General features: G+C 67.9%; 13 protein-coding genes. 8 read left to right on the forward strand and 5 right to left on the reverse strand.

The genetic code is table 11. From position 1 onward, the window contains the following. Positions 1 to 24 precede the first annotated feature (24 nt). Positions 25 to 783, forward strand: coding sequence for a DeoR/GlpR family DNA-binding transcription regulator (locus L810_RS25360; RefSeq protein ID WP_021161157.1), 759 nt, complete (start codon positions 25 to 27; stop codon positions 781 to 783). A 105-nt stretch (positions 784 to 888) separates the two neighbouring features. Then, a complete protein-coding gene (locus tag L810_RS25365) occupies positions 889 to 2,697 on the forward strand; it encodes a phospholipase D-like domain-containing protein (protein ID WP_021161158.1) in 1,809 nt (602 codons plus the stop codon). Between the two features lie 75 nt (positions 2,698 to 2,772). On the opposite strand, the gene L810_RS25370 is transcribed toward L810_RS25365, so the two are convergent. The 3 genes from L810_RS25370 to L810_RS25380 form a co-directional block, all read right to left on the reverse strand. Next, entirely contained in the window at positions 2,773 to 3,447 is a 675-nt protein-coding gene (locus L810_RS25370) for a TetR family transcriptional regulator (RefSeq protein ID WP_011353990.1), read from the reverse strand. A 113-nt stretch (positions 3,448 to 3,560) separates the two neighbouring features. Then, on the reverse strand, positions 3,561 to 4,829 hold the full coding sequence (locus L810_RS25375; RefSeq protein WP_021161159.1) for an NAD(P)/FAD-dependent oxidoreductase: 1,269 nt from the start codon (positions 4,827 to 4,829) through the stop codon (positions 3,561 to 3,563). 154 nt (positions 4,830 to 4,983) lie between these two features. Then, positions 4,984 to 6,564, reverse strand: coding sequence for an amino acid permease (locus L810_RS25380; RefSeq protein ID WP_042976135.1), 1,581 nt, complete (start codon positions 6,562 to 6,564; stop codon positions 4,984 to 4,986). A gap of 633 nt (positions 6,565 to 7,197) precedes the next feature. Here L810_RS25380 and amaB point away from each other — a divergent pair. After that, a complete protein-coding gene (gene amaB / locus L810_RS25385; RefSeq protein ID WP_021161161.1) occupies positions 7,198 to 8,709 on the forward strand; it encodes an L-piperidine-6-carboxylate dehydrogenase in 1,512 nt (503 codons plus the stop codon). 122 nt (positions 8,710 to 8,831) lie between these two features. On the opposite strand, the gene L810_RS25390 is transcribed toward amaB, so the two are convergent. Further along, on the reverse strand, positions 8,832 to 11,288 hold the full coding sequence (locus L810_RS25390; protein WP_021161162.1) for a DUF3772 domain-containing protein: 2,457 nt from the start codon (positions 11,286 to 11,288) through the stop codon (positions 8,832 to 8,834). A gap of 454 nt (positions 11,289 to 11,742) precedes the next feature. Between L810_RS25390 and L810_RS25395 the strand changes: the two genes are divergently transcribed. From L810_RS25395 to L810_RS25410, 4 genes are all read left to right on the forward strand, one after another. After that, positions 11,743 to 13,161: an MFS transporter gene (locus L810_RS25395; protein ID WP_021161163.1), complete on the forward strand. Its 1,419-nt coding sequence runs from the start codon at positions 11,743 to 11,745 to the stop codon at positions 13,159 to 13,161. Positions 13,162 to 13,558: 397 nt separating this feature from the next. Continuing rightward, positions 13,559 to 14,896, forward strand: a complete 1,338-nt coding sequence (locus tag L810_RS25400) for a hypothetical protein (protein WP_021161164.1) — start codon at positions 13,559 to 13,561, stop codon at positions 14,894 to 14,896. Between the two features lie 169 nt (positions 14,897 to 15,065). Next, on the forward strand, positions 15,066 to 16,178 hold the full coding sequence (locus L810_RS25405) for a porin (RefSeq protein ID WP_021161165.1): 1,113 nt from the start codon (positions 15,066 to 15,068) through the stop codon (positions 16,176 to 16,178). A 10-nt stretch (positions 16,179 to 16,188) separates the two neighbouring features. After that, entirely contained in the window at positions 16,189 to 17,241 is a 1,053-nt protein-coding gene (locus L810_RS25410; RefSeq protein ID WP_021161166.1) for a nucleoside hydrolase, read from the forward strand. Between the two features lie 48 nt (positions 17,242 to 17,289). On the opposite strand, the gene L810_RS25415 is transcribed toward L810_RS25410, so the two are convergent. Continuing rightward, positions 17,290 to 18,201 carry a LysR family transcriptional regulator gene (locus L810_RS25415; protein WP_021161167.1) on the reverse strand — a complete coding sequence of 304 codons (912 nt, stop codon included), beginning with the start codon at positions 18,199 to 18,201 and terminating at the stop codon, positions 17,290 to 17,292. A gap of 94 nt (positions 18,202 to 18,295) precedes the next feature. Between L810_RS25415 and L810_RS25420 the strand changes: the two genes are divergently transcribed. Continuing rightward, positions 18,296 to 19,645: an NCS2 family permease gene (locus tag L810_RS25420; RefSeq protein ID WP_021161168.1), complete on the forward strand. Its 1,350-nt coding sequence runs from the start codon at positions 18,296 to 18,298 to the stop codon at positions 19,643 to 19,645. Positions 19,646 to 19,677: the final 32 nt, after the last annotated feature.

A 19,677-nucleotide genomic window follows, 5' to 3' on the forward strand; every position in this document is an offset into this window, starting at 1 on the left:
CCAGTCGCCTCGGGCGCACACGCGATGCTGGCGGAACAACGTCATCAATTCATCCTGTCGGAGCTCGGACGATCGGGCGCATTGTCGGTCGCGGAACTCGTCCGCTCGCTCGACGTGTCGCGCGAGACCGTGCGGCGCGACCTGAACGCACTGGCCGCACGCGGCCTGCTCGTGATGACGCACGGCGGCGCGCTGGCCGCGGATCGCCGTGAGCCGAGCCTGTCGGAGCGCGAAGCCGCGAATGCCGAAGCGAAGCGCACGATCGGGCGGCGCGCAGCCGAGTTCGTGCCCGACGATGCGTCGGTGCTGATCGATTCGGGCAGCACGCCGCATGCGGTTGCGCTCGCGCTCGCCGACCGGCACCGGCTGTCGATCTACACGAACGACTGGCGTACCGCGTTCGTGCTCGCGCGACGCAACGGCAATCGCGTGACGCTGCTCGGCGGCGAGCTGTCCGACGACGAGGACGCCACCTTCGGGCTCGACACGATCCAGCAACTCGCGCAGTACCACGTCGATTTCGCGTTCATCGGCGCCGGCGGCATCACGCCCGACGGCGAATGCACCGACTACTCGCGGCTCGCGGCCGAGGTGCGCAGCCGCATGATCGCGGCGGCCGGCACCGCGATGATCGTCGCCGATCATTCGAAATTCGGCCGCGTGACGCCGGTGCGGATCAACGGCACGGCCGCCGCGCGCTATCTCGTGACCGAGCGCGCGCCCGACAAGGCCGTGCGCCGCGCGCTGACCGCGCGCGGGATCGAGCTGCTCGTGTGCGACTGACGCGCGCCGGACATACAAGGTTCATCGAACCGTCATTCCGCGGGAAGATCTGCCGTCAAGACTGACTCATTCACCTCGACCGGCCGCCAGGCCAGGGAGCAACGAATGACCGTCAGCGTGCGCAGCTATCTTTCCCCCACCTTGGTCCTGCTGGCCTTCGACTGGCCCGATGCGGCGTCGCGTGCCGATTTCCTCGGTTTCGCGATCCGGCGCACGCCGGGCTTCTGGTCGGCCGACGGCAAGACGCGCGCGCCGGACAGCTGGCTGCCGAACCGCCTGACGTTCGACGGCCCGGCCGCGCACACGCAGGGCGACGCGCCGACCGACCAGGCGCCGATCCAGAAATTCATGTGGTGGGACGCGCGCATCGATCCGCAGGATCGCGGCGCGTCGTTTCGCTACGACGTGTATCCGGTCGTCGGCACGCCGACGAATCTGCAGGTACTCGACGCGCAAGCCGGCGTGTGCGACGTCGTGCTGCCCGCCCATGTCGAGGACGGCATCGGCACGTGGTTCAACCGCGCGGTGGTCAGTTCTCAGGCGTTCGCCAAGCAGGTGGCGGCGCTGGGCCTCGCGCCGAATGCGGCGCCGAGCGACGCGCAGGCGCTGAAGCTGCGCACCTGGCTTGCGAACGACATGGAGCAGGTGTTCGCGGAGATGCTCGAGCCGGCATCGCGCGCGGCGTCGGCCGTCTATCACCTGACCGACACGCTGTGGGCGCTGCCCGCGTTCGAAGCGTTCGGGCGCACCCACGGCGAAGCGTCGCTCGCGATCGTCTACGACGCGCACACGACGGCGCGCAAGGGCAAGCCGCCGCTACCGTCGCCGAACCAGCCGGCCGTCGACGCGCTGCAGGGGCTCGCGACGCTCGCGCCGCGCGACAGGACGCACATCATGCACGACAAGTTCATCGTGACCGATGCGGCGTCGAACCCGGCGCCCGCGCGCGTGCTGACCGGTTCCGCGAACTTCACGACCGAGGGGCTCACGGAGCAGGCGAACGTGCTGCACGCGTTCGATTCGCCCGAGCTTGCCGCGCTCTACAACGCGCGTGCGCATGCGCTGGCCGGGAATCCGCCGATCGCGGCGACCGCGCGGCTGTCGCCGGGCTGGTCGGAACCGATGACGATCGGCAGCGCGCAGGTGCGGCTCGCGTTTTCGCCGGAGCCGGCGGGGCAGCGCACCGAGATCGACACGATCGTCGCCGCGATCGCGGCCGCGAAGCATTCGGTGTCGTTCTGCCTGTTCATGCCGACCGACGCGGCGCTGCGCGACGCGTGCTTCGCGGCCGGCGACCGCGGGCTGATGATGTTCGGGCTGGTGAACAGGATCAACGCCGGCAGCGCGACGAAGGCCGATGCCGCGCAGCAGGCCGGCCAGACGCTCGATGCGGCGACGCTCGCGAACCTCGAGCTGTATCACCGCAGCCGCGACAACCGCGACGTGATCGATGCCGCGTATTTTTCGCCGGCCACCGTGCCGCAGGGTTTCGAGCCCGAGCTGCGCCTCTTTCCGGGCGAGCCGGCGCCGGCCTTTCCGCCGGTCGTGATCCATCACAAGTTCATCGTGATCGACGCGGAAGGCGCGAATCCGGTCGTCTATACGGGCTCGGCGAACATGAGCCGCAATTCCGAGCAGTACAACGACGAGAACCTGCTCGAGATCCGCGACAAGCGGATCGCGGCGATCTATCTCGCGGAATTCCTGCGGCTTTACGAGCACTATCGTGCACGGGCGCTGGCGATCGATGCGAAGCAGCAGCACGGCACGGGCACCGGCACGGGCACCGGCACGGGCGCGCATGCGCGGCTCGCGCTTGCGCCCGATTCGAGCTGGGCGAAGAAGTACTACGTGGCGGGAAGCCCGGAAGAGAAGGCGCGGATCGCACTGGCGTCGGCCGCGCCGACGGACTGACCCAAGAGAAGGCGACGGGCGCGGATATCGCGCGCCCGGTATGAGGCCGGCCGGGAAACCGGCCGCCGCCGTCGCTTATGCGGCGACGTAGCGCAGCACGGCGTCGGCGATCGTGTCGCGATGCCGGGCGCGCAGGCGCGGCGCCGACGGGTCGCGTCCGAACGCGGCGCCGAACGTGTAGCGGTTCGACACGCGGTGGAAGCAGAACGAGCTGATCAGCAGGTGCAGGTCGAATGCGTCGATGTCCTTGCGGAACGCGCCGCTCGCCGCGCCGCGCTCGACCAGTTCCTCGAGCGTCTTGATGATGCTGACGTTGCGGTTCTTGAACGACTTGAGCTGTTCGAGATACTTCGCGCCGTGGATGTTCTCGATCGACACGAGGCGGACGAAGTCGCGATGCTTGTCGTGATAGTCGAACGTGAATTCGACGAGGCGGCGCATGCCTTCGCGCGGCTCCATGTCGCCGACGTGCAGCTCCTGCTCGAGTGCGCGGATGTCGCCGTACACCTTCTCCAGCACGGCCTCGTACAGGCCTTCCTTGCTTTCGAAGTAGTAGTACAGCATCCGCTTCGTCGTGTTGGTACGCTCGGCGATTGCGTCGACGCGCGCGCCGGCGAGCCCCATCGCGGAGAATTCCTGCGTGGCGACATCGAGGATGTTGCGCTTGGTTTGCTCGGGATCGTATTTGCGCCGCGCATCGGACGGAAGCGCGCGGGTATCGGACGTGGCGGCCTTGCTTCCTGCTTTCATGTGACTTTATTGTGGCTTCGGCGGCGTGGAAAAGGCATTCTAGCATGCGGGAAATCCCCGCCCGGCCGACCTTCCGCTCTAATCGGCGGGGCGGTTCCGGCCGCCGCGGCCGCTCAGCGGCGGCAGGATGCGAGCGCGTCGCGGGCCTGGTACGCCGTGTACGTGAGCTGCGCAGCCGCGAGGCCCGCCAGCCCGAACGTGCGCGTGAGCCCGAACGCGTTGAAGCCTTCCGGCACCGGCCGGCCTTCGGCCAGTGCGGCCGCGAGCGCTTCGCCGGCGACCGTGGTCGGCGCCATCCCGTGGCCGCCGAACGCGATCGCGTGCCACACGCCGTCCGCGTCGCGGCCGATCTGCGGCATCTTGTGCCGCGCGTAGCTCATCAGGCCGCCCCACGCGTAGTCGACCTTCACGTCATCCAGTTGCGGATACACGCGCAGCAGGTCGCGCCGCAGCAGGCGGGCGATCGCGTCGGGGCCGCGGTCGAGCACGGAGATCCGGCCGCCCCACAGGATGCGCGTGTCCTTCAGCGGGCGGTAATAGTCGAACGCGAAACGCGTGTCGTAGATCGCGTACGGTGCGTCGATCGCGTCGGGCAGGCGCGTGCCGAGCGGCTCGGTCGCGATCACGTAGGTCGCGATCGGCAGCACCGCGCGCTCGATGCGCGGCGACACGCCGCGTGCATAACCTCCGCCGGCGAACACGACGTCCTTCGCGCGCACCGTGCCCTGTGCGGTGCGCACGACGTACCCGGCGCCTTCGCGCGCGATGCCGAGCGCGGCCGAGCGTTCGTACACGCGCGCGCCGCCGCGCGATGCGGCCGCCGCGACGCCGAGCACGTACTTGAGCGGATGGAAGTGGAACGCGTTCGGCTCGAACAGGCCGCCGTAATAGCGCTGCGTCTTCAGCCGCTTGCGCAGCGCGTCCGTCGAAACGGGTTCCCAGTCGACGCCGAGTTCGTCCTTCATCAGCGTGCGCACGCTGTCGAGCCTCGAAGGATCGTCGAACCAGTTCGCGAGCATCACGCCCTGGTCGACGATGTCGCAGTCGATGCCGTAGCGCGCGATCCGCGCGCGGATCAGGTCGACCGCATCGACGGTGAGCCGGTATAGCCGGCGCCCCTCGTCGCGGCCGAGCGTGCGCAGCAGGTCGGCGTTGTCGAGGCTGTAACCACCGAAGACGAAGCCGCCATTGCGGCCCGAGGCGCCGAAGCCGACCCGTTCGCTATCGAGCACGACGACGTCGTGCACGCCGCGCTCGACCAGGCCGAGCGCCGTGCAAAGGCCGGCGAGGCCGCCGCCGACGATGCAGACCTGCGTATCGATCGTGCCGGTCAGTTGCGGGTAGGGCTGGCGGGTAACGGTGGCTTCGTAGAAGTTCTGCATGCGATTTCGTTGACTCGTAACGGCGGAAAAACAGGCGGCGCGCGTCGATCTTGCCTGAACGCGCGCGCCGCGTCGAATGGGGGCGTGGGGCACCGGCTGTCGCGCCTGGGCGGCGGCCGGTGCGAAGTGGGCTGGTGCGGGCCGACTCGCGCGGTCAGGTGCCCGGCGTCGGGTTGGCCGGACGGGCGATGTAGCCCGCGTAGCCGGTTTCGGCCTGCGGCGCGGTTTCGGGTGTTGCGTTGCGTTCGATCCACGGCGCGATTTCCATGTCTTCGTAGCGCACGAGGCGGCATTTGCGCACGAGTGCATAGCCGAGCCAGATCGCGAGGAAGAACGGCAGGCCGATGTAGGTCGCGGCGACGCCCACCCAGTCGATCTTGTCGGAGAGGAACGCCTGGTAATCCTGGCCGAGCGCGACGACCGTGCACAACGCGAATGCGAACAGCGGGCCGAACGGGAACCACTTCGACCGGTACGGCAACTGGTCGAGCCGGTAGCCCTGCTTCAGGAACCCCTTGCGGAACCGGTAGTGGCTGACCGCAATGCCGAGCCACGTGATGAAGCCGGCCATGCCCGACGTGTTCAGCAGCCACAGGTAGACCGTCTTGTCGCCATACAGCGACGTGAGGAAACACAGCGCGCCGACGGCCGTCGTCGCATACAGCGCGTTGCGCGGCACGCCGCCGCGCGACAGCTTCGCGAAGATCTTCGGCGCGCGGCCTTCGACAGCGAGGTTGTAGAGCATCCGCGTCGACGCGTACATGCCCGAGTTGCCGGCCGACAGCACGGCCGTGAGGATCACCGCGTTCATCACACCGGCCGCGAACGCGAGGCCCGCGTGGCGGAACACGAGCGTGAACGGGCTCACGCCGATGTCGGTCACGTCGCTCTTCAGCAGGCTCGGGTCGGTATAGGGAATCAGCACGCCGATCACGAAGATCGCGAGCACGTAGAACAGCAGGATGCGCCAGAAGATCTGCTTCACCGCGCGCGGGATCGTCGTGCGCGGGTTTTCCGATTCGCCGGCCGCGACGCCGATCATTTCGGTGCCCTGGAACGAGAAGCCCGCGATCATCGCGACGCCGAGCATCGTTGCCCAGCCGCCGGCGAACGGCGCGTCGCCGATCGTGAAGTTGCCCCAGCCCGCGCTCGGGCCGCCCTGCATGATCCCGAAGATCATCAGCAGGCCGACGCCGACGAACGCGAGCACCGTCAGCACCTTGATCAGCGCGAACCAGTATTCGGCTTCGCCGAAGCCGCGCACCGACAGCGCGTTGAGCGCGAAGATCAACGTGAGGAACAGCGCGCTCCACCAGACGCCCGGCACGTGCGGGAACCAGTAGTGCATCACGAGCTGCGCGGCGACGAGTTCGACCGCCAGCGTCACGGCCCAGCTGTACCAGTAGTTCCAGCCGAGCGCGAAGCCGAAACCTTCGTCGACGAACTTCGCGCCGTAGGTCGCGAACGAGCCCGACACCGGCATGAACGCGGCCATTTCGCCGAGGCTCGTCATCAGGAAATAGACCATCAGGCCGATCACCAGGTACGCGAGCATCGCGCCGCCGGGGCCGGCCTGCGAGATCGACGCGCCGGACGCGACGAACAGGCCCGTGCCGATCGAGCCGCCGATCGCGATCATCCGCAGATGGCGTGCCTGCAGCGCACGGTGGAGGGACGGCTTCGCGGGCGGCGAGCCGGACGGACGGGGCGAATCGGGGCGGGCATCTGAATGCATGGCGGGCGCTGGGCGCTGTCTCCGGGATTATTTTTCGGTGACGAAGCGCGACGCGTTGCCGGCTGCGGGCCGGGCAGCGGTGATGCGGTGCGAAAGCGCGCCGGTGAGCCGGGGCGCGGTGCGAGTCGCCTTCGTCAGGCGTCCGGCTGCCGTTGTGGCGGCCGGCGGCGCGCCGGGTGCGTTGCACCTCGACGTCGCAACGATTGTGTGTGCCCGATGCACGGCCGGCAAACGATATTTCCGCACAGGGTGATGCAGGATTGTCATCAACTTGCGTCGTGTTGCGATGTGTCCTCCTGCCCGTCTACGGGCTTTGGAAACGTCCCGTATCGGCGCGCAAGCGCATCGGATCGGCGTGCCGAGTTGTTGCGTTTTGGGAATGAAGTCGTGAGTTAATATCAATAGCGGCCCGACTTGTGGCCACCGACAATGTGTTTCATGGATCGTGCCTTGCGAGGCGGGAGCGCGCCGTCCGGCCGGGCTTCCGGCGGTGGCGCGGCGCAATGCGCCGCACGGCGCACCGGGCCTGCCGCGCGGCGCATCCGCTTGCACAGGGCGCGCGAACGCGCTCCAATCGAATCACGCGGGCGGCGCTGCCGCCGCACCGATCAATCTGTCCCTGAAGAGGAAGTGATGCAATTCAACGACATTCTTGCCGCGCTCGATATCGATCTCGCCCAGTGGAAAGGCAATGCGCTGACCGCGCGTTCGCCGCTCGACGGCGCGACGCTCGCGACGCTGGCCGTCGACACGCCCGCCGACGCCGAGCGCAAGATCGACGCCGCGCACGACGCATTCCTCAAGTGGCGCACGGTGCCGGCGCCGGTGCGCGGCGAGTTCGTGCGCGTGTTCGGCAACGTGCTCCGTGAGCACAAGGCCGAACTGGGCCGCCTCGTCACGCTCGAAGCCGGCAAGATCACGTCGGAAGGCCTGGGCGAAGTGCAGGAAATGATCGACATCTGCGATTTCGCGGTCGGCCTGTCGCGCCAGCTCTACGGTCTGACGATCGCCTCCGAGCGCCCGGGCCACCGGATGATGGAAACGTGGCACCCGATCGGCGTGTGCGGCGTGATCTCGGCGTTCAACTTCCCGGTCGCGGTGTGGGCCTGGAACGCGGCGCTCGCGTTCGTGTGCGGCGATTCGGTCGTGTGGAAGCCGTCCGAGAAGACGCCGCTCACCGCGATCGCGTGTCACGTGCTGCTCGAGAAGGCGCTCCGCGAGTTCGAGAAGACGCATCCGGGCGTCGCGCCGAAGGGCCTGAGCCAGCTGGTGCTCGGCATGCGCGATGTCGGCGAGGTGCTGACGGCTTCGAAGAAGGTGCCGGTCGTCAGCGCGACGGGCAGCGTGCGGATGGGCCAGGAAGTCGCGAAGGTGCTGAGCCAGCGTCTCGCGCGCGGCATCCTCGAACTCGGCGGCAACAACGGGATGATCGTCGCGCCGAGCGCGGACCTGGATCTCGTGGTGCGCGCGGTCACGTTCGCGGCGGTCGGCACGGCCGGCCAGCGCTGCACGACGCTGCGCCGCCTGATCGTGCATCGCAGCCTGGTCGAGCAACTGCTGCCGCGCATCGAGAAGGCCTACGCGTCGGTGAAGGTCGGCAACCCGCTTGAAGAAGGCACGCTGGTCGGCCCGCTGGTCGATCGCGCATCGTTCGATGCGATGCAGAAGGCGCTGGGCGACGCACGCGAGCAGGGCGGCGAGGTGAAGGGCGGCGAGCGCGTCGACGTCGGTCACGCGGATGCGTACTACGTGCGTCCGGCCATCGTGCGGATGCCGAAGCAATCGGCCGTGGTCGAGCGCGAGACGTTCGCACCGATCCTGTACGTGATGGTCTACGACAACTTCGACGATGCGATCGAACTGCACAACGCGGTGCCGCAAGGCCTGTCGTCGGCGATCTTCACGAACGACATGCGCGAGGCCGAGCAGTTCATGTCGGCAGCGGGCAGCGACTGCGGGATCGTCAACGTGAACATCGGCACGAGCGGCGCGGAGATCGGCGGCGCGTTCGGCGGCGAGAAGGAAACGGGCGGCGGCCGCGAGTCGGGTTCGGATGCGTGGAAGGCGTATATGCGCCGCGCGACGAATACGATCAACTACAGCCGGCAGTTGCCGCTGGCGCAGGGTGTGAAGTTCGACGTGTGAGGCGGGGCGCCCGATATCGGGCGCCGTGCGTGAACGAGAAGGGCCGGTTACCGCGTTGCGGTACCGGCCCTTCGTTTCTTCAGGTGCGGACGGTGGCGCGCGTGATGCGTCTCCATGCGTCTCTATGTGTTGCCTGCCTCTCCGATTGCCGGCATGTTCTGCACGACCAGCATCTGCGGGCTCGACAGGGTGATGCCCGCCGCGCGCAACTGCTTGAGGATCTCGAACAGCAGATCGCTCTTCGTCGAACTCGCGATCCGCGGGCTCGACACGTAGCCCGTCACGCTCAGCGTGATCCCGTCCGGCGTGAGCTGGCTGAACGTGACCGACGGCGCGGGCTTCTCGAGGATCGCCTGGTGCTCGCGGTACGCGTCGAGCAGCAGGTCGCGCACCTGCTCGGGATCGGTGTTCAGCGGGAACGTCAGCACCAGCGTCGCGACGCCCTGCGTGCTGTTGCCCATCGTCACGTTGCGCACGTTCTGCGAGATCAGCTGCGAGTTCGGCACGATCACGGTCGAGCGGTCGCTGAGCTGGATCTCGGTCGCGCGGACGTTGATGCGGCGGATGTCGCCTTCGACGCCCGCGATGCTGACCATGTCGCCGACCTTCACCGGGCGCTCGGTCAGCAGGATCAGCCCCGACACGAAGTTCTTCACGATCTCCTGCAGGCCGAAGCCGATACCCACCGACAACGCGCTGACGATCCACGCGAGGTTGTTCCACCGCACGCCGAGCAGCCCGAGCGTCATCAGCACCAGCAGTACGTAGCCGACGTTGGTGAACAGCGTGATCAGCGACACGCGCATCCCGGTATCCATGCCGAGCGCGGGCATGAACTCGCTGTCGAGCCAGCGTCGCAGCGAGCGCAACAGGTAGAAGCCGATCGCGAACCCGATTACCGCGTTCAGGATCCGGTCGGGCATGATGTTCAGGCTCTGCAGCCGCTGGCTGCCGATCATCGCGACCGCGCTGTCGAGCAGGTCGCCCGGGGTCGTGCCGAAGCCGCCCGTCACCAGCGCGATGGCCGCGATCAGCATCAGCAGGCTCGTACCGAAGCCGGACAGCACCGTGCGCGCCTGGTCGAGGTGGCGGTCCTCGAGCGCGAACAGGTGCTTGATCTGCTGCCCCGTCGACAGGCTCGACGAGAACAGGCTTTCGCTCGCGTCGCGCGTCAGCTGGATCAGGATGTAGGTCGTGCACAGCACGATCTCGAACCACACGAGTTCGTACGTGATGAAGCGTGCAACCGTGACGTAACCGATCAGGAGTGCGATCAACGATGCGACGATCGCGAGCGTGACGCCGGCATGGATCAGCCCCGCGAGCGTCGAGCGCTGCTCGGGCGCCTCGCCTGCCGCCGCGAGCGCGGCGCGCGCACGGTTGGCGCGCAACAGCGACGCGCCGACCGTCAGCGTGACGACGAGCGACACGATGCCGCGACCGAACAGCGTGACCGACAGGCTGGTGTCGACGATCCGGTTGATCGATTCGAGCGTGCCGGACACGAGCAGCAGCGCGGCCAGGATGCCGGGGAACGGCTTCATCGCGAGCGCGACGGGATCGGCGAGCGCGGGGAGGCGCCACGACGGATGCTTCGTGCAGAGCAGTGCGCGGCCGAGCCCGGCGATCAGTGCGCAGGTCGCGGCGAGCTTCGCGAACTGGTCCCACAGATCGGTCAGCCCCGGCGTGAGGTCGTAACGGCGCGCGACGGCGAGGTAAAGGATCTGAACGGCAATGGCGGTGGCCAGCAGGGTCGACAGCGCGATGGACAACGCCAGCGCGCTGCGGCGCAAGCGGGTGGCCGGCAGGCGGTTCACGCAGAACCAGGCGAGCCCGCGCTCGAGGAGCCGGCGGCCGCCGAGCCAGGCTGCGATCGCGGCAATCAGCAGCAGCGCGGTGATCGCCTTTTGTCCGGGCACCCACGACGAGCGCAGCATGTCGCGGATTTCTTCGTTGAAGTCTCCGAGCCGCTGGGTATCGTCCGGCGACAGATGGAACAGCGGCAGCCAGAACTGCGCGCTGAAAATGCCGCCCGAACGGAACGCGAGCTGGTTCTTCAGCAGGCCGCGATGCAGCTTCGCGAACTGTTCGGCGAGGTTCGTGAGGTTGGTCTTCTGGTCGGCGGCCTGCTTCAGCGCCGCATCGAGCTGCGTCTTGCGCGCGTCGAGCGTGGCCCGTTGTTTCGCGACGGCTGCCGTTTCGGGCGCGGCGCCCTCGGCGGGCGGCGGCCCGAGCACGTCGAGCTGTGCCTGAATCTGCGCGCGTTGCGGCGTGAGATCGCTTTGCAGTTTCACGACGTCGGTGCTCAGCTCCTGCGCCGAGTCGTCGAGCGCGTCCAGCTCCTTGCTGCTCGACGCGGTCGACGTCTGCTGCTTGATGCGGTCGAGCTCGACCTGCATCTGCTTGAGCTGCGCGACGGCGTCGTTCAGCGAGATGGCGGGCACGGGCGCGCCGACGCCGCTTGCGCCCGGGGCGGAAGCGGCCTCCGGAAACGCCGACGCGGTTGCGATCGCCGCGAACTGCAGCAACGCGATCAGCGCGATCCGGCGAGCGTACGTGGATAGTCGTTGTATGGACATGGAATGCTTACGATTTGCCGACAATGCCGGGCGCCGAAAGGTGCCCGGAAGCCGGTGGTTGGCCCGGTAGCATGTTACCGGGGTGTGGAACGCGTGGTTGTACTGATTGCGTACCCCCTTTGTGGCGGTTCCGGCGGCGTGCGGCCGGGCGAAACGGCGCATCAGGCCCGGACCGTGGGGCCGGCGCCGCCGCGATGCGTCGCCGGGTCGCCGTTCCTGCGCGTTTTCCGCACCCGACAGACGGTTACGAAAGTTACACGTTGGTCAGCGCAAAAGTGAGGCACCCGAATCGGTTCGACGTACGGCGTGCAGCCGGCCCGTCGTCGCGCGCCGGATATCGGGGTCGGGGTGCGCTCGCGTCGGACGGACGTGCCGGTACAATGCATCGATTCGCCCGACGGCGGCTCGAAGGTCGCCGGACAACAACACGACACGAACAGGAGACGCGCCCAAGATGGCCTCAACGGACAGCCTTTCGCAGGCACCCGCCCAATCCCCTCCCGTCGACCCCGGCTCCATCTCGGCCCGTCTCGACCGCCTGCCACCGACGCGCAGCGTCTGGAAGCTCGTCGTCCTGCTGAGTCTCGGCTTCTTCTTCGAACTCTACGACCTGCTGTACAGCGGCTACGTCGCGCCCGGCCTCGTGAAAAGCGGCATCCTCTCCGCGACGACGCATGGCCTGTTCGGCACCACGGGCGTCGCGAGCTTCATCGCCGCGCTGTTCTCCGGGCTCTTCATCGGCACGATCGCGTGCGGCTTCCTCGCCGACCGCTTCGGCCGCCGCGCGATCTTCACGTGGTCGCTGCTGTGGTACACGGCCGCCAACGTCATCATGGCGTTCCAGGACACCGCGGCCGGGCTGAACTTCTGGCGCTTCGTCGTCGGTCTCGGCCTCGGCGTCGAGATGGTGACGATCGGCACGTACATCTCCGAACTCGTGCCGAAGCAGATCCGCGGCCGCGCATTCGCGTGCGAGCAGGCGGTGGGGTTCGTCGCGGTGCCGGTGGTCGCGTTCCTCGCCTACCTGCTCGTGCCGCACGCGCCGTTCGGCCTCGATGGCTGGCGCTGGGTCGTGCTGATCGGCGCGCATGGCGCGCTGTTCGTGTGGTGGATTCGCCGCGAATTGCCGGAAAGCCCGCGCTGGCTTGCGCAGCAGGGCCGGGTCGACGAAGCCGACCGCATCATGCGCGCGCTCGAGGCGAAGGTCGAAGCCGAATACGGACGGCCGCTGCCGCCGCCAGCGCCCGCCGAGCCCGTGCCGCCGCGCGGCAGCTTCCGCGACATGTGGGTGCAGCCGTATCGCAACCGCACGATCATGATGACGATCTTCAACGTGTTCCAGACGGTCGGCTTCTACGGCTTCGCGAACTGGGTTCCGACGCTGCTGATCAAGCAGGGCATCACGATCACGTCGAGCCTGATGTATTCGAGCGTGATCGCGCTCGCTGCACCGGTCGGCCCGCTGATCGGCCTCGTGATCGCCGACCGCTTCGAGCGCAAGTCGGTGATCGTCGCGATGGCGGCGGCGATCGTCGTCTGCGGGCTGCTGTTCAGCCAGACGACGGTCGGCGCATTCCTGATCGTGCTCGGCATCGGCCTCACGCTCGCCAGCAACATCATGTCGTACAGCTTCCACGCATATCAGGCCGAGCTGTTCCCGACGTCGATCCGCGCACGGGCCGTCGGCTTCGTCTATTCGTGGAGCCGCTTCTCGGCGATCTTCTCGTCGTTCGTGATCGCGGCCGTGCTGAAGGGCTTCGGCACCTTCGGCGTGTTCGCATTCATCGCGGGAGCGATGGTGATCGTGATGGCCGCGATCGGGCTCATGGGGCCGCGCACGAAGGGCATCGCGCTCGAAGCCATCTCGAAGTGACCGGTGATCGTGCACGCGTGTCGCACGGTTCGTGCTGCATGCGTGCCATGCGATGGCATCGCACTGCGCGGCCGGTGCGTACGGCTTGACGGGAATGATCCGGTTTCCGAATCGATTTGGCGAAGCCATCGCACCGCGGCGAAAAAGCAGCGCCCTTTGTCGGACTCGAATGTGCAACCAACGAGATTGCCATGCATCGAAAGATGCGTGCGGCAACGAGTTGAAACAAAGCGTGACGAAGCGCAAATCCCCGTAAAACTGCGGCTTGCATCGCTGAAGATTCCTGCGCGGACGCGTAGAATGAAGGGCCTGACGACTCATTAGCCGCCATCGGACCGTACGCGTTGCATCGGCGAACGGCTCCGCCGCGAAGAGGCGTCGGCGCCGGGCGCACACGATGCGCCGGACGTGTCGATGGCTCGCGCGGAAGATGCGCCGCCCGCAACTGCAGCATGCGGCGGCCGGATCGGCCGATGGCTTCGAACGTATGATGCTTTTCAGCCTGACGCGGCCCATTTCGAAGTCGCGTTGCCGTACCCGCACAGTCGCCGCGTATGTGTCGCTCGCTGTTGCCCTGATCGTTCCCGTGCTTGTCGGGCCGCCTGCGTTTGCCGCGTCCGGCCCTTCGTCGTCCGTTGCTCCGTCATCCTCATCAGTTGCGCCGCCCGCGTCGGCGGTGTCTCATGCGCAACGAGGCTCGCCTGTGCATGCGTCGTCGGGGGCGTCGGCCGTACAGCCCGCGTCAGCCGCGTCGCACGAGCGTCATGCGGAGCCTGCCAGCGCGACATCGGGTGCATCGACTGCTTCCGGCACTTCCGCTGCCGACGTCGCCTCAGCCGCTTCCGCCGCTGCGCCCGTTTCCGCCGCGTCCGCCGCCTCCTCCACCGCCGCGAGCGAGGCCGAAGCACCCGCGCCGACACCGCCACGCCGGCATCCGCCGCTATCGGCAGAAGAAGCAAAAAATGCGACGGCGCGCGCGGTCGACATGCGCAAGCGCTTCACGCAGGAAGTCACGCGGCGCCTGAACGTGCCCGCAAGCGAGCAGCGCGCCTACGGCCAGCGGCTCCAGGAGGCGCTCGCCGATGCGGATCTCGGCGACCTCGCCGGCGAATACGTCGCGATGGTCGACCGCGCGCCGAACGTGCAGGCGCTGTTCATCTACTTCCGTGCAACGCCGGCCAACGCGTGGCTGATGATCGGCGCTTCGCCGGTCGGCACCGGGTTGCCGGGCAAGTACGACCATTTCGTGACGCCGCTCGGCGTGTTCCATCACTCGCCCGACAACATGGATTTCCGCGCGGAAGGCACGACGAACGAGAACGGCATTCGCGGCTACGGCCGCCGCGACATGCGCATCTACGACTTCGGCTGGGTGGACGGCGAGCGCGGTTGGGGCAAGGGCGGCGTGTCGCCGATGCGCTTCCAGATGCATGCGACCGATCCCGACCGGCTCGAAGCGCTGCTCGGCATCCGGCACTCGAAGGGCTGCGTGCGGATTCCCGCGTCGCTGAACACGTTCTTCGATCGTCACGGCCTGCTCGACGACGATTACCAGGCGCGTGTCGAGGCCGGCAAGTCGTTGTGGGTGCTGCGTCGCGACCGCGACATCACGCCGATCGCGGGCCGTTATCTGGTCGTGGTCGACAGTGCGCGCAAGACGCGCCCGGCCTGGGCGCCGATGCCGGGGCGCAACGCGTGGTCGAAGGTGCCGAAGGGCGGCGACACGGCGGATTGACCGCCGGTTCGCGGGGCTGACGGCTGCAGGCGATGCCAGGATGAGAATAAATCCGTTTTATTGATACATAAGAAAAGCAAACTTTTATTATCCGATCCGGGTTCGTATAGTCGAGGCCAGTTTCGCGGAACCCTGCCGCGCCTGGACCACCACCGATCACACGACCCGCATGAAAACTCTCTACAAGCTCGCCCCGCTCGCGATGCTCGGCGCCTTCGCGACGCATGCCTGTGCGCAAAGCAGCATCACGCTGTACGGTCTCATCTCGGCGGGTGTCGGGTTCGCGACCAACCAGGGTGGCAAGAACGCGTGGCAGGCGTTGTCCGGCACGAACCAGAACCCGCGCTGGGGGCTGAAGGGCAAGGAGGATCTCGGGCAGGGGCTGTCCGCGATCTTCCAGCTGGAGAACGGCTTCAACGTGATGACGGGCACGGCCGCGCAGAACGGCCGCGAGTTCGGGCGGATGGCCTACGTCGGCCTTGCCGACCACACCTACGGCTCGCTGACGTTCGGCCGCCAGTACGATGCGATCCACGACTACATCGGGCCGGTGATCATCGCGAGCAACGGCGTGAACATCGGCGACAACGACAACGGCTACAACGACATCCGCGTGCAGAACTCGGTGAAGTACGTGAGCCCGGTGTACCACGGCCTGAAATTCACCGCGCTGTACGGCTTCAGCAACGCGACGGGTTTCGCGAACAACAGCGCCTACAGTTTCGGGCTCGGCTACGAGCAGGGCCCGCTGCGCTGGAGCGTGGTCTACGCGCAGTACAACCACCCTTACAGCGCGACGAACCAGGACGGCGCGATCGCGAACGACTACGCGTCGCCGCTGCTGATCTTCAGCAAGAGCGCGATGACGCCCGCGGCTTACGCCAGCCGGCAGCGGATCGCGGGCACCGGCGGTTTCTACACGATCGGCCGCGCGCAGTTCGCCGCGATGTTTACCGACGTGCGCTACGATTACCTCGACAATTCGCACCTGCACCTGCAGAACCTCGGCGTGAACGTCGTCTACACGATGACGCCGCAGCTCTTTCTCGGCGCCGCGTATGCGTTCACGAACGGCAAGTACGACGTGATCGACAAGCGGCCGAAATGGCACCAGGTGAACCTGCAGGCCGATTATTACCTGTCGAAACGCACCGACGTCGCGCTGACGGTGATCGCGCAGCAGGCGGCCGGCGACGCGGACCATGCGCAGATCTTCGCGTATGCGCGCTCGACCGGCACGCGCCAGATGATGGCGACGCTCGGCGTCCGGCACGTTTTCTGAGCGCCCGACCATGACCCATCCGATCGCATCCCGCCGCACCTTCCTGAAACTGTCCGCCGCGCTGGCCGGCACCGCGCTGCTGCCCGAGACGGGCGCGTTCGCCGCCGGCGGCGATGCCGCGCGCCGCACGGTGATCATCGATACCGACCCGGGGCAGGACGACGCCATCGCGATCCTGTTCGCGCTGGGCGCGCAGGACCGCCTCGACGTGCGCGCGCTGACCGCCGTCGCGGGCAACGTGCCGCTCGACCTGACCGAACGCAATGCGCGGATCATCCGCGACTGGGCCGGCCGCACGAAGACGCTGCCGGTCTACGCGGGCTGTCCGCGGCCGCTCGTGCGCGAGCTCGTGACGGCCGCGAACGTGCACGGCAAGACGGGGCTGGAAGGCGTCGAACTGCACGAGCCGCGCGCGCCGCTCGCGGCAGGCCACGCGGTGTCGTACCTCGTCGATACGCTGAGCCGAGCGGCGCCGAACAGCGTGACGCTGTGCGCGCTCGGCCCGCTGACGAACGTCGCGACCGCGCTGGTCGAGGCGCCGCAGATTCGCGGTGCGCTGCGCGAGATCGTGCTGATGGGCGGCGCGTTCTTCGAGCGCGGCAACATCACGCCGGCCGCCGAGTTCAACATCTACGTCGATCCGCAGGCGGCCGAAGTCGTGTTCGGCAGCGGCGTGCCGATCGTCGTGCTGCCGCGCGATGTCGCGGTGAAGGCGCCGATCACGCCGGCGCGCGTCGCACCGTTCCGTGCGCTCGGCAACCGCTGCGGTGCGATCGTCGCGGACATCATGGAAGCCGAACTCGCGTACAACAAGAAGCGGCGCGGCGCTGAAGACGCGCCTATGTACGACCCGACCGCGGTCGGCTACCTCGTCGATCCGACGCTGTTCGGCGGGCGCAAGGTGAACGTGATGGTCGAGACGACGGGACAGTGGACGCTCGGCGAGACCGTCGTCGACTGGAACGGGCGCAGCGGCCGCGCGGCGAACGCGACGTGGATCAACGAGGTCGACGCGGACCGCTTCTACGCGACGCTCGTCGAGCGTATCGCGAAGCTGCCCTGAGCGCGGGCGCTCATGCGGCGAACGGCGAACCGCACTCGGCCAACGTAATCAGATGTGCTTCGCAATCCACTCGCGGCATGTACGCACGTGCGGGCCGCGATCGTCGGCGGCGAGCGAGATCAGCGAGATCGCGCGCGTGACGCGCGGCTTGTCGACGCGCAGCGCAACGAGTTCGGGATCGTGCAGATGCATCGTATAGAGGCTCGGCAGCACGGCGGTCGCGAGGCCGTTGCGCGCGAGCGCGTAGAGCGGCTCGGTGTATTCCATCCGGTACGTGACGTTCAGGCGCAGCTTCTCGGCGCCGCCGGTGCGATGCAGCGATTCGCTGACGCTGCCGCGCACGAACACCGCGAGCTCGCGATCGACGAGCTTCGCCCACGTGACGCTTTTCGCGCGGGCGAGCGGATCGTCGTGCCGCACGACGATCACGATCTCGTCCTCGAACAGCTGCCGGTAGCGCAGCGTGCCGTCGTCGCTGTCGGGTTCGCGTACGCCGATGCCGAGATCCGCGACGCTGTCGCGCACGGCTTCGACGAGTGCGCTGTTGGGCAGGTCGGTGAGCGTGAAGCGCAGCGTCGGGTGGGCGTCGCGCAGTGCGTTGAGCGCGGGCAGCAGGCGGCCGGCGACCGACGGGATGAACGCGATACGCACGGTCTGGATGCGTTCGCCGATGAGCCGCGTCATGTCGTCGAAGGTGCCGCGTGCCTGGTTGAGCAGGCGTTCGGCGAGCGGCAGCACGGCTTCGCCCGCGGTGGTGAGCGTGAGCCGGTGCGCGGAACGCGCGAACAGGCGCCCGCCGAGCAGGAACTCGATCTGGCGGATCGACGCGGTGAGCGCGGGCTGCGTGAGCGACAGCGCCTGCGCGGCCTGCGTGAAGCTGCGTGCGTGGGCGAGCACGACGAAGTGCTGAACCTGCCGCAGCGTGAGCGCGGGCAGCAGCGACGAGCGGTCGGACGACATCGGGCAATAACGGTCGGGGTGCGGTACGCGGCAGTATAAGACCGCGCTGCGTGCATCGACACAGGACAATATTCGGAATCACAGGAGAACCACCATGTCAGCGACTGACACGATGCCGGCGCGCGCGCCGGCCAACTGGCTCGAACGCCGCTTCGCGCTCGCCGCGCGCGGCACGAGCGTGCGCACCGAGACGATCGCGGGCGTCACGTCGTTTCTCGCGGCCGCGTACCTGCTTGTCGTGATCCCGTCGCTGCTCGCGACGGGTGGCATGGAGCGCGGCGCGGCGACGACCGCGACGATCGTCGTGTTCGTGCTGTTCACGACGCTGATGGGGCTCTACGCGAACCTGCCGTTCCTGGTCGGCCCCGGCATCGGCGGCTCGGTGATCATCGGCGTGACGCTCGCGACGACGGAGCATGTGGGCTGGCAGACGGGCCTCGGCATCGCGTGCGTGTCGGGCATCCTGTTCTTCCTGCTGACGATTCTCGGTGCGCGCGGCGTCGTGATGAAGCTGATACCGGTGCAGATCAAGCTCGGGCTCGGCGCGTCGATCGGGCTGTTCGTGACGATGCTCGGGTTGCGCAATGCGGGGATGGTCGTCGCGAACGCGAAGACCAACGCGTTCGCGCTCGGCGATTTCTCGCGGCCGGGTGCGCTCGTCGCGCTGATCGGCCTGGCGGTCGCGATCGTGCTGCAGGCACGCAAGGTGCCCGGCGCGATCCTGATCGCGATCCTCGTCGCGGCAGCGGCGGGCGTGCCGCTCGGCGTCACGCATCTGCCCGCGTCGTTCGTGTCGCTGCCGCACAGCATCGCGCCGATCGCGTTCAAGCTCGACATCGGCAGCGCATTGAGCCTCGCGGCCGCGCCGTACCTGTTCGCGTTCTTCGCGGCGGAATTCTTCTCGACGCTCGGCACCGCGCTCGCGGTCGGCGCGAAGGCGAACCTGCTCGACGAACAGGGCAACCTGCCGAACATCAACCGGCCGTTCCTCGTCGATTCGCTCGCGGCGACGATCGGGCCCGTGTTCGGCATTCCCGCGCTGACCGCGCTGATCGAATCGGCGGCAGGCGTCGAGGCCGGCGGCCGCAGCGGGCTGTCGTCGCTGGCCGCGGCCGTGCTGTTCGCCGCGATGCTGCTGTTCGTGCCGGTCGCGCTCGCGATCCCGAAAGAGGCGACCGCGCCGGCGCTGATCCTGATCGGGCTGTCGATGTTCGCAACGATCCGCCATACGCATTTCGACGACTTCACCGATGCGCTGCCCGTGATGTCGATGGTGCTGCTCACGCTGATGTCGAACAGCTTCGGCACCGGCATCGCGGGCGGGCTGCTGTGCTACGTGCTCGTCAAGCTGCTGGCCGGCCGCCGGCGCGACGTGTCGTGGGGGCTCGTCGTGCTCGCGCTGCCGCTCGGCTATTACTTCTGGACCGTCGTGAAGCCGCACTGAGAGACGGCTTTCGCGACGTATCGGCACTACCC

The organism is Burkholderia sp. AU4i (genome assembly GCF_000466765.1).
Lineage (GTDB): Bacteria > Pseudomonadota > Gammaproteobacteria > Burkholderiales > Burkholderiaceae > Burkholderia > Burkholderia cepacia.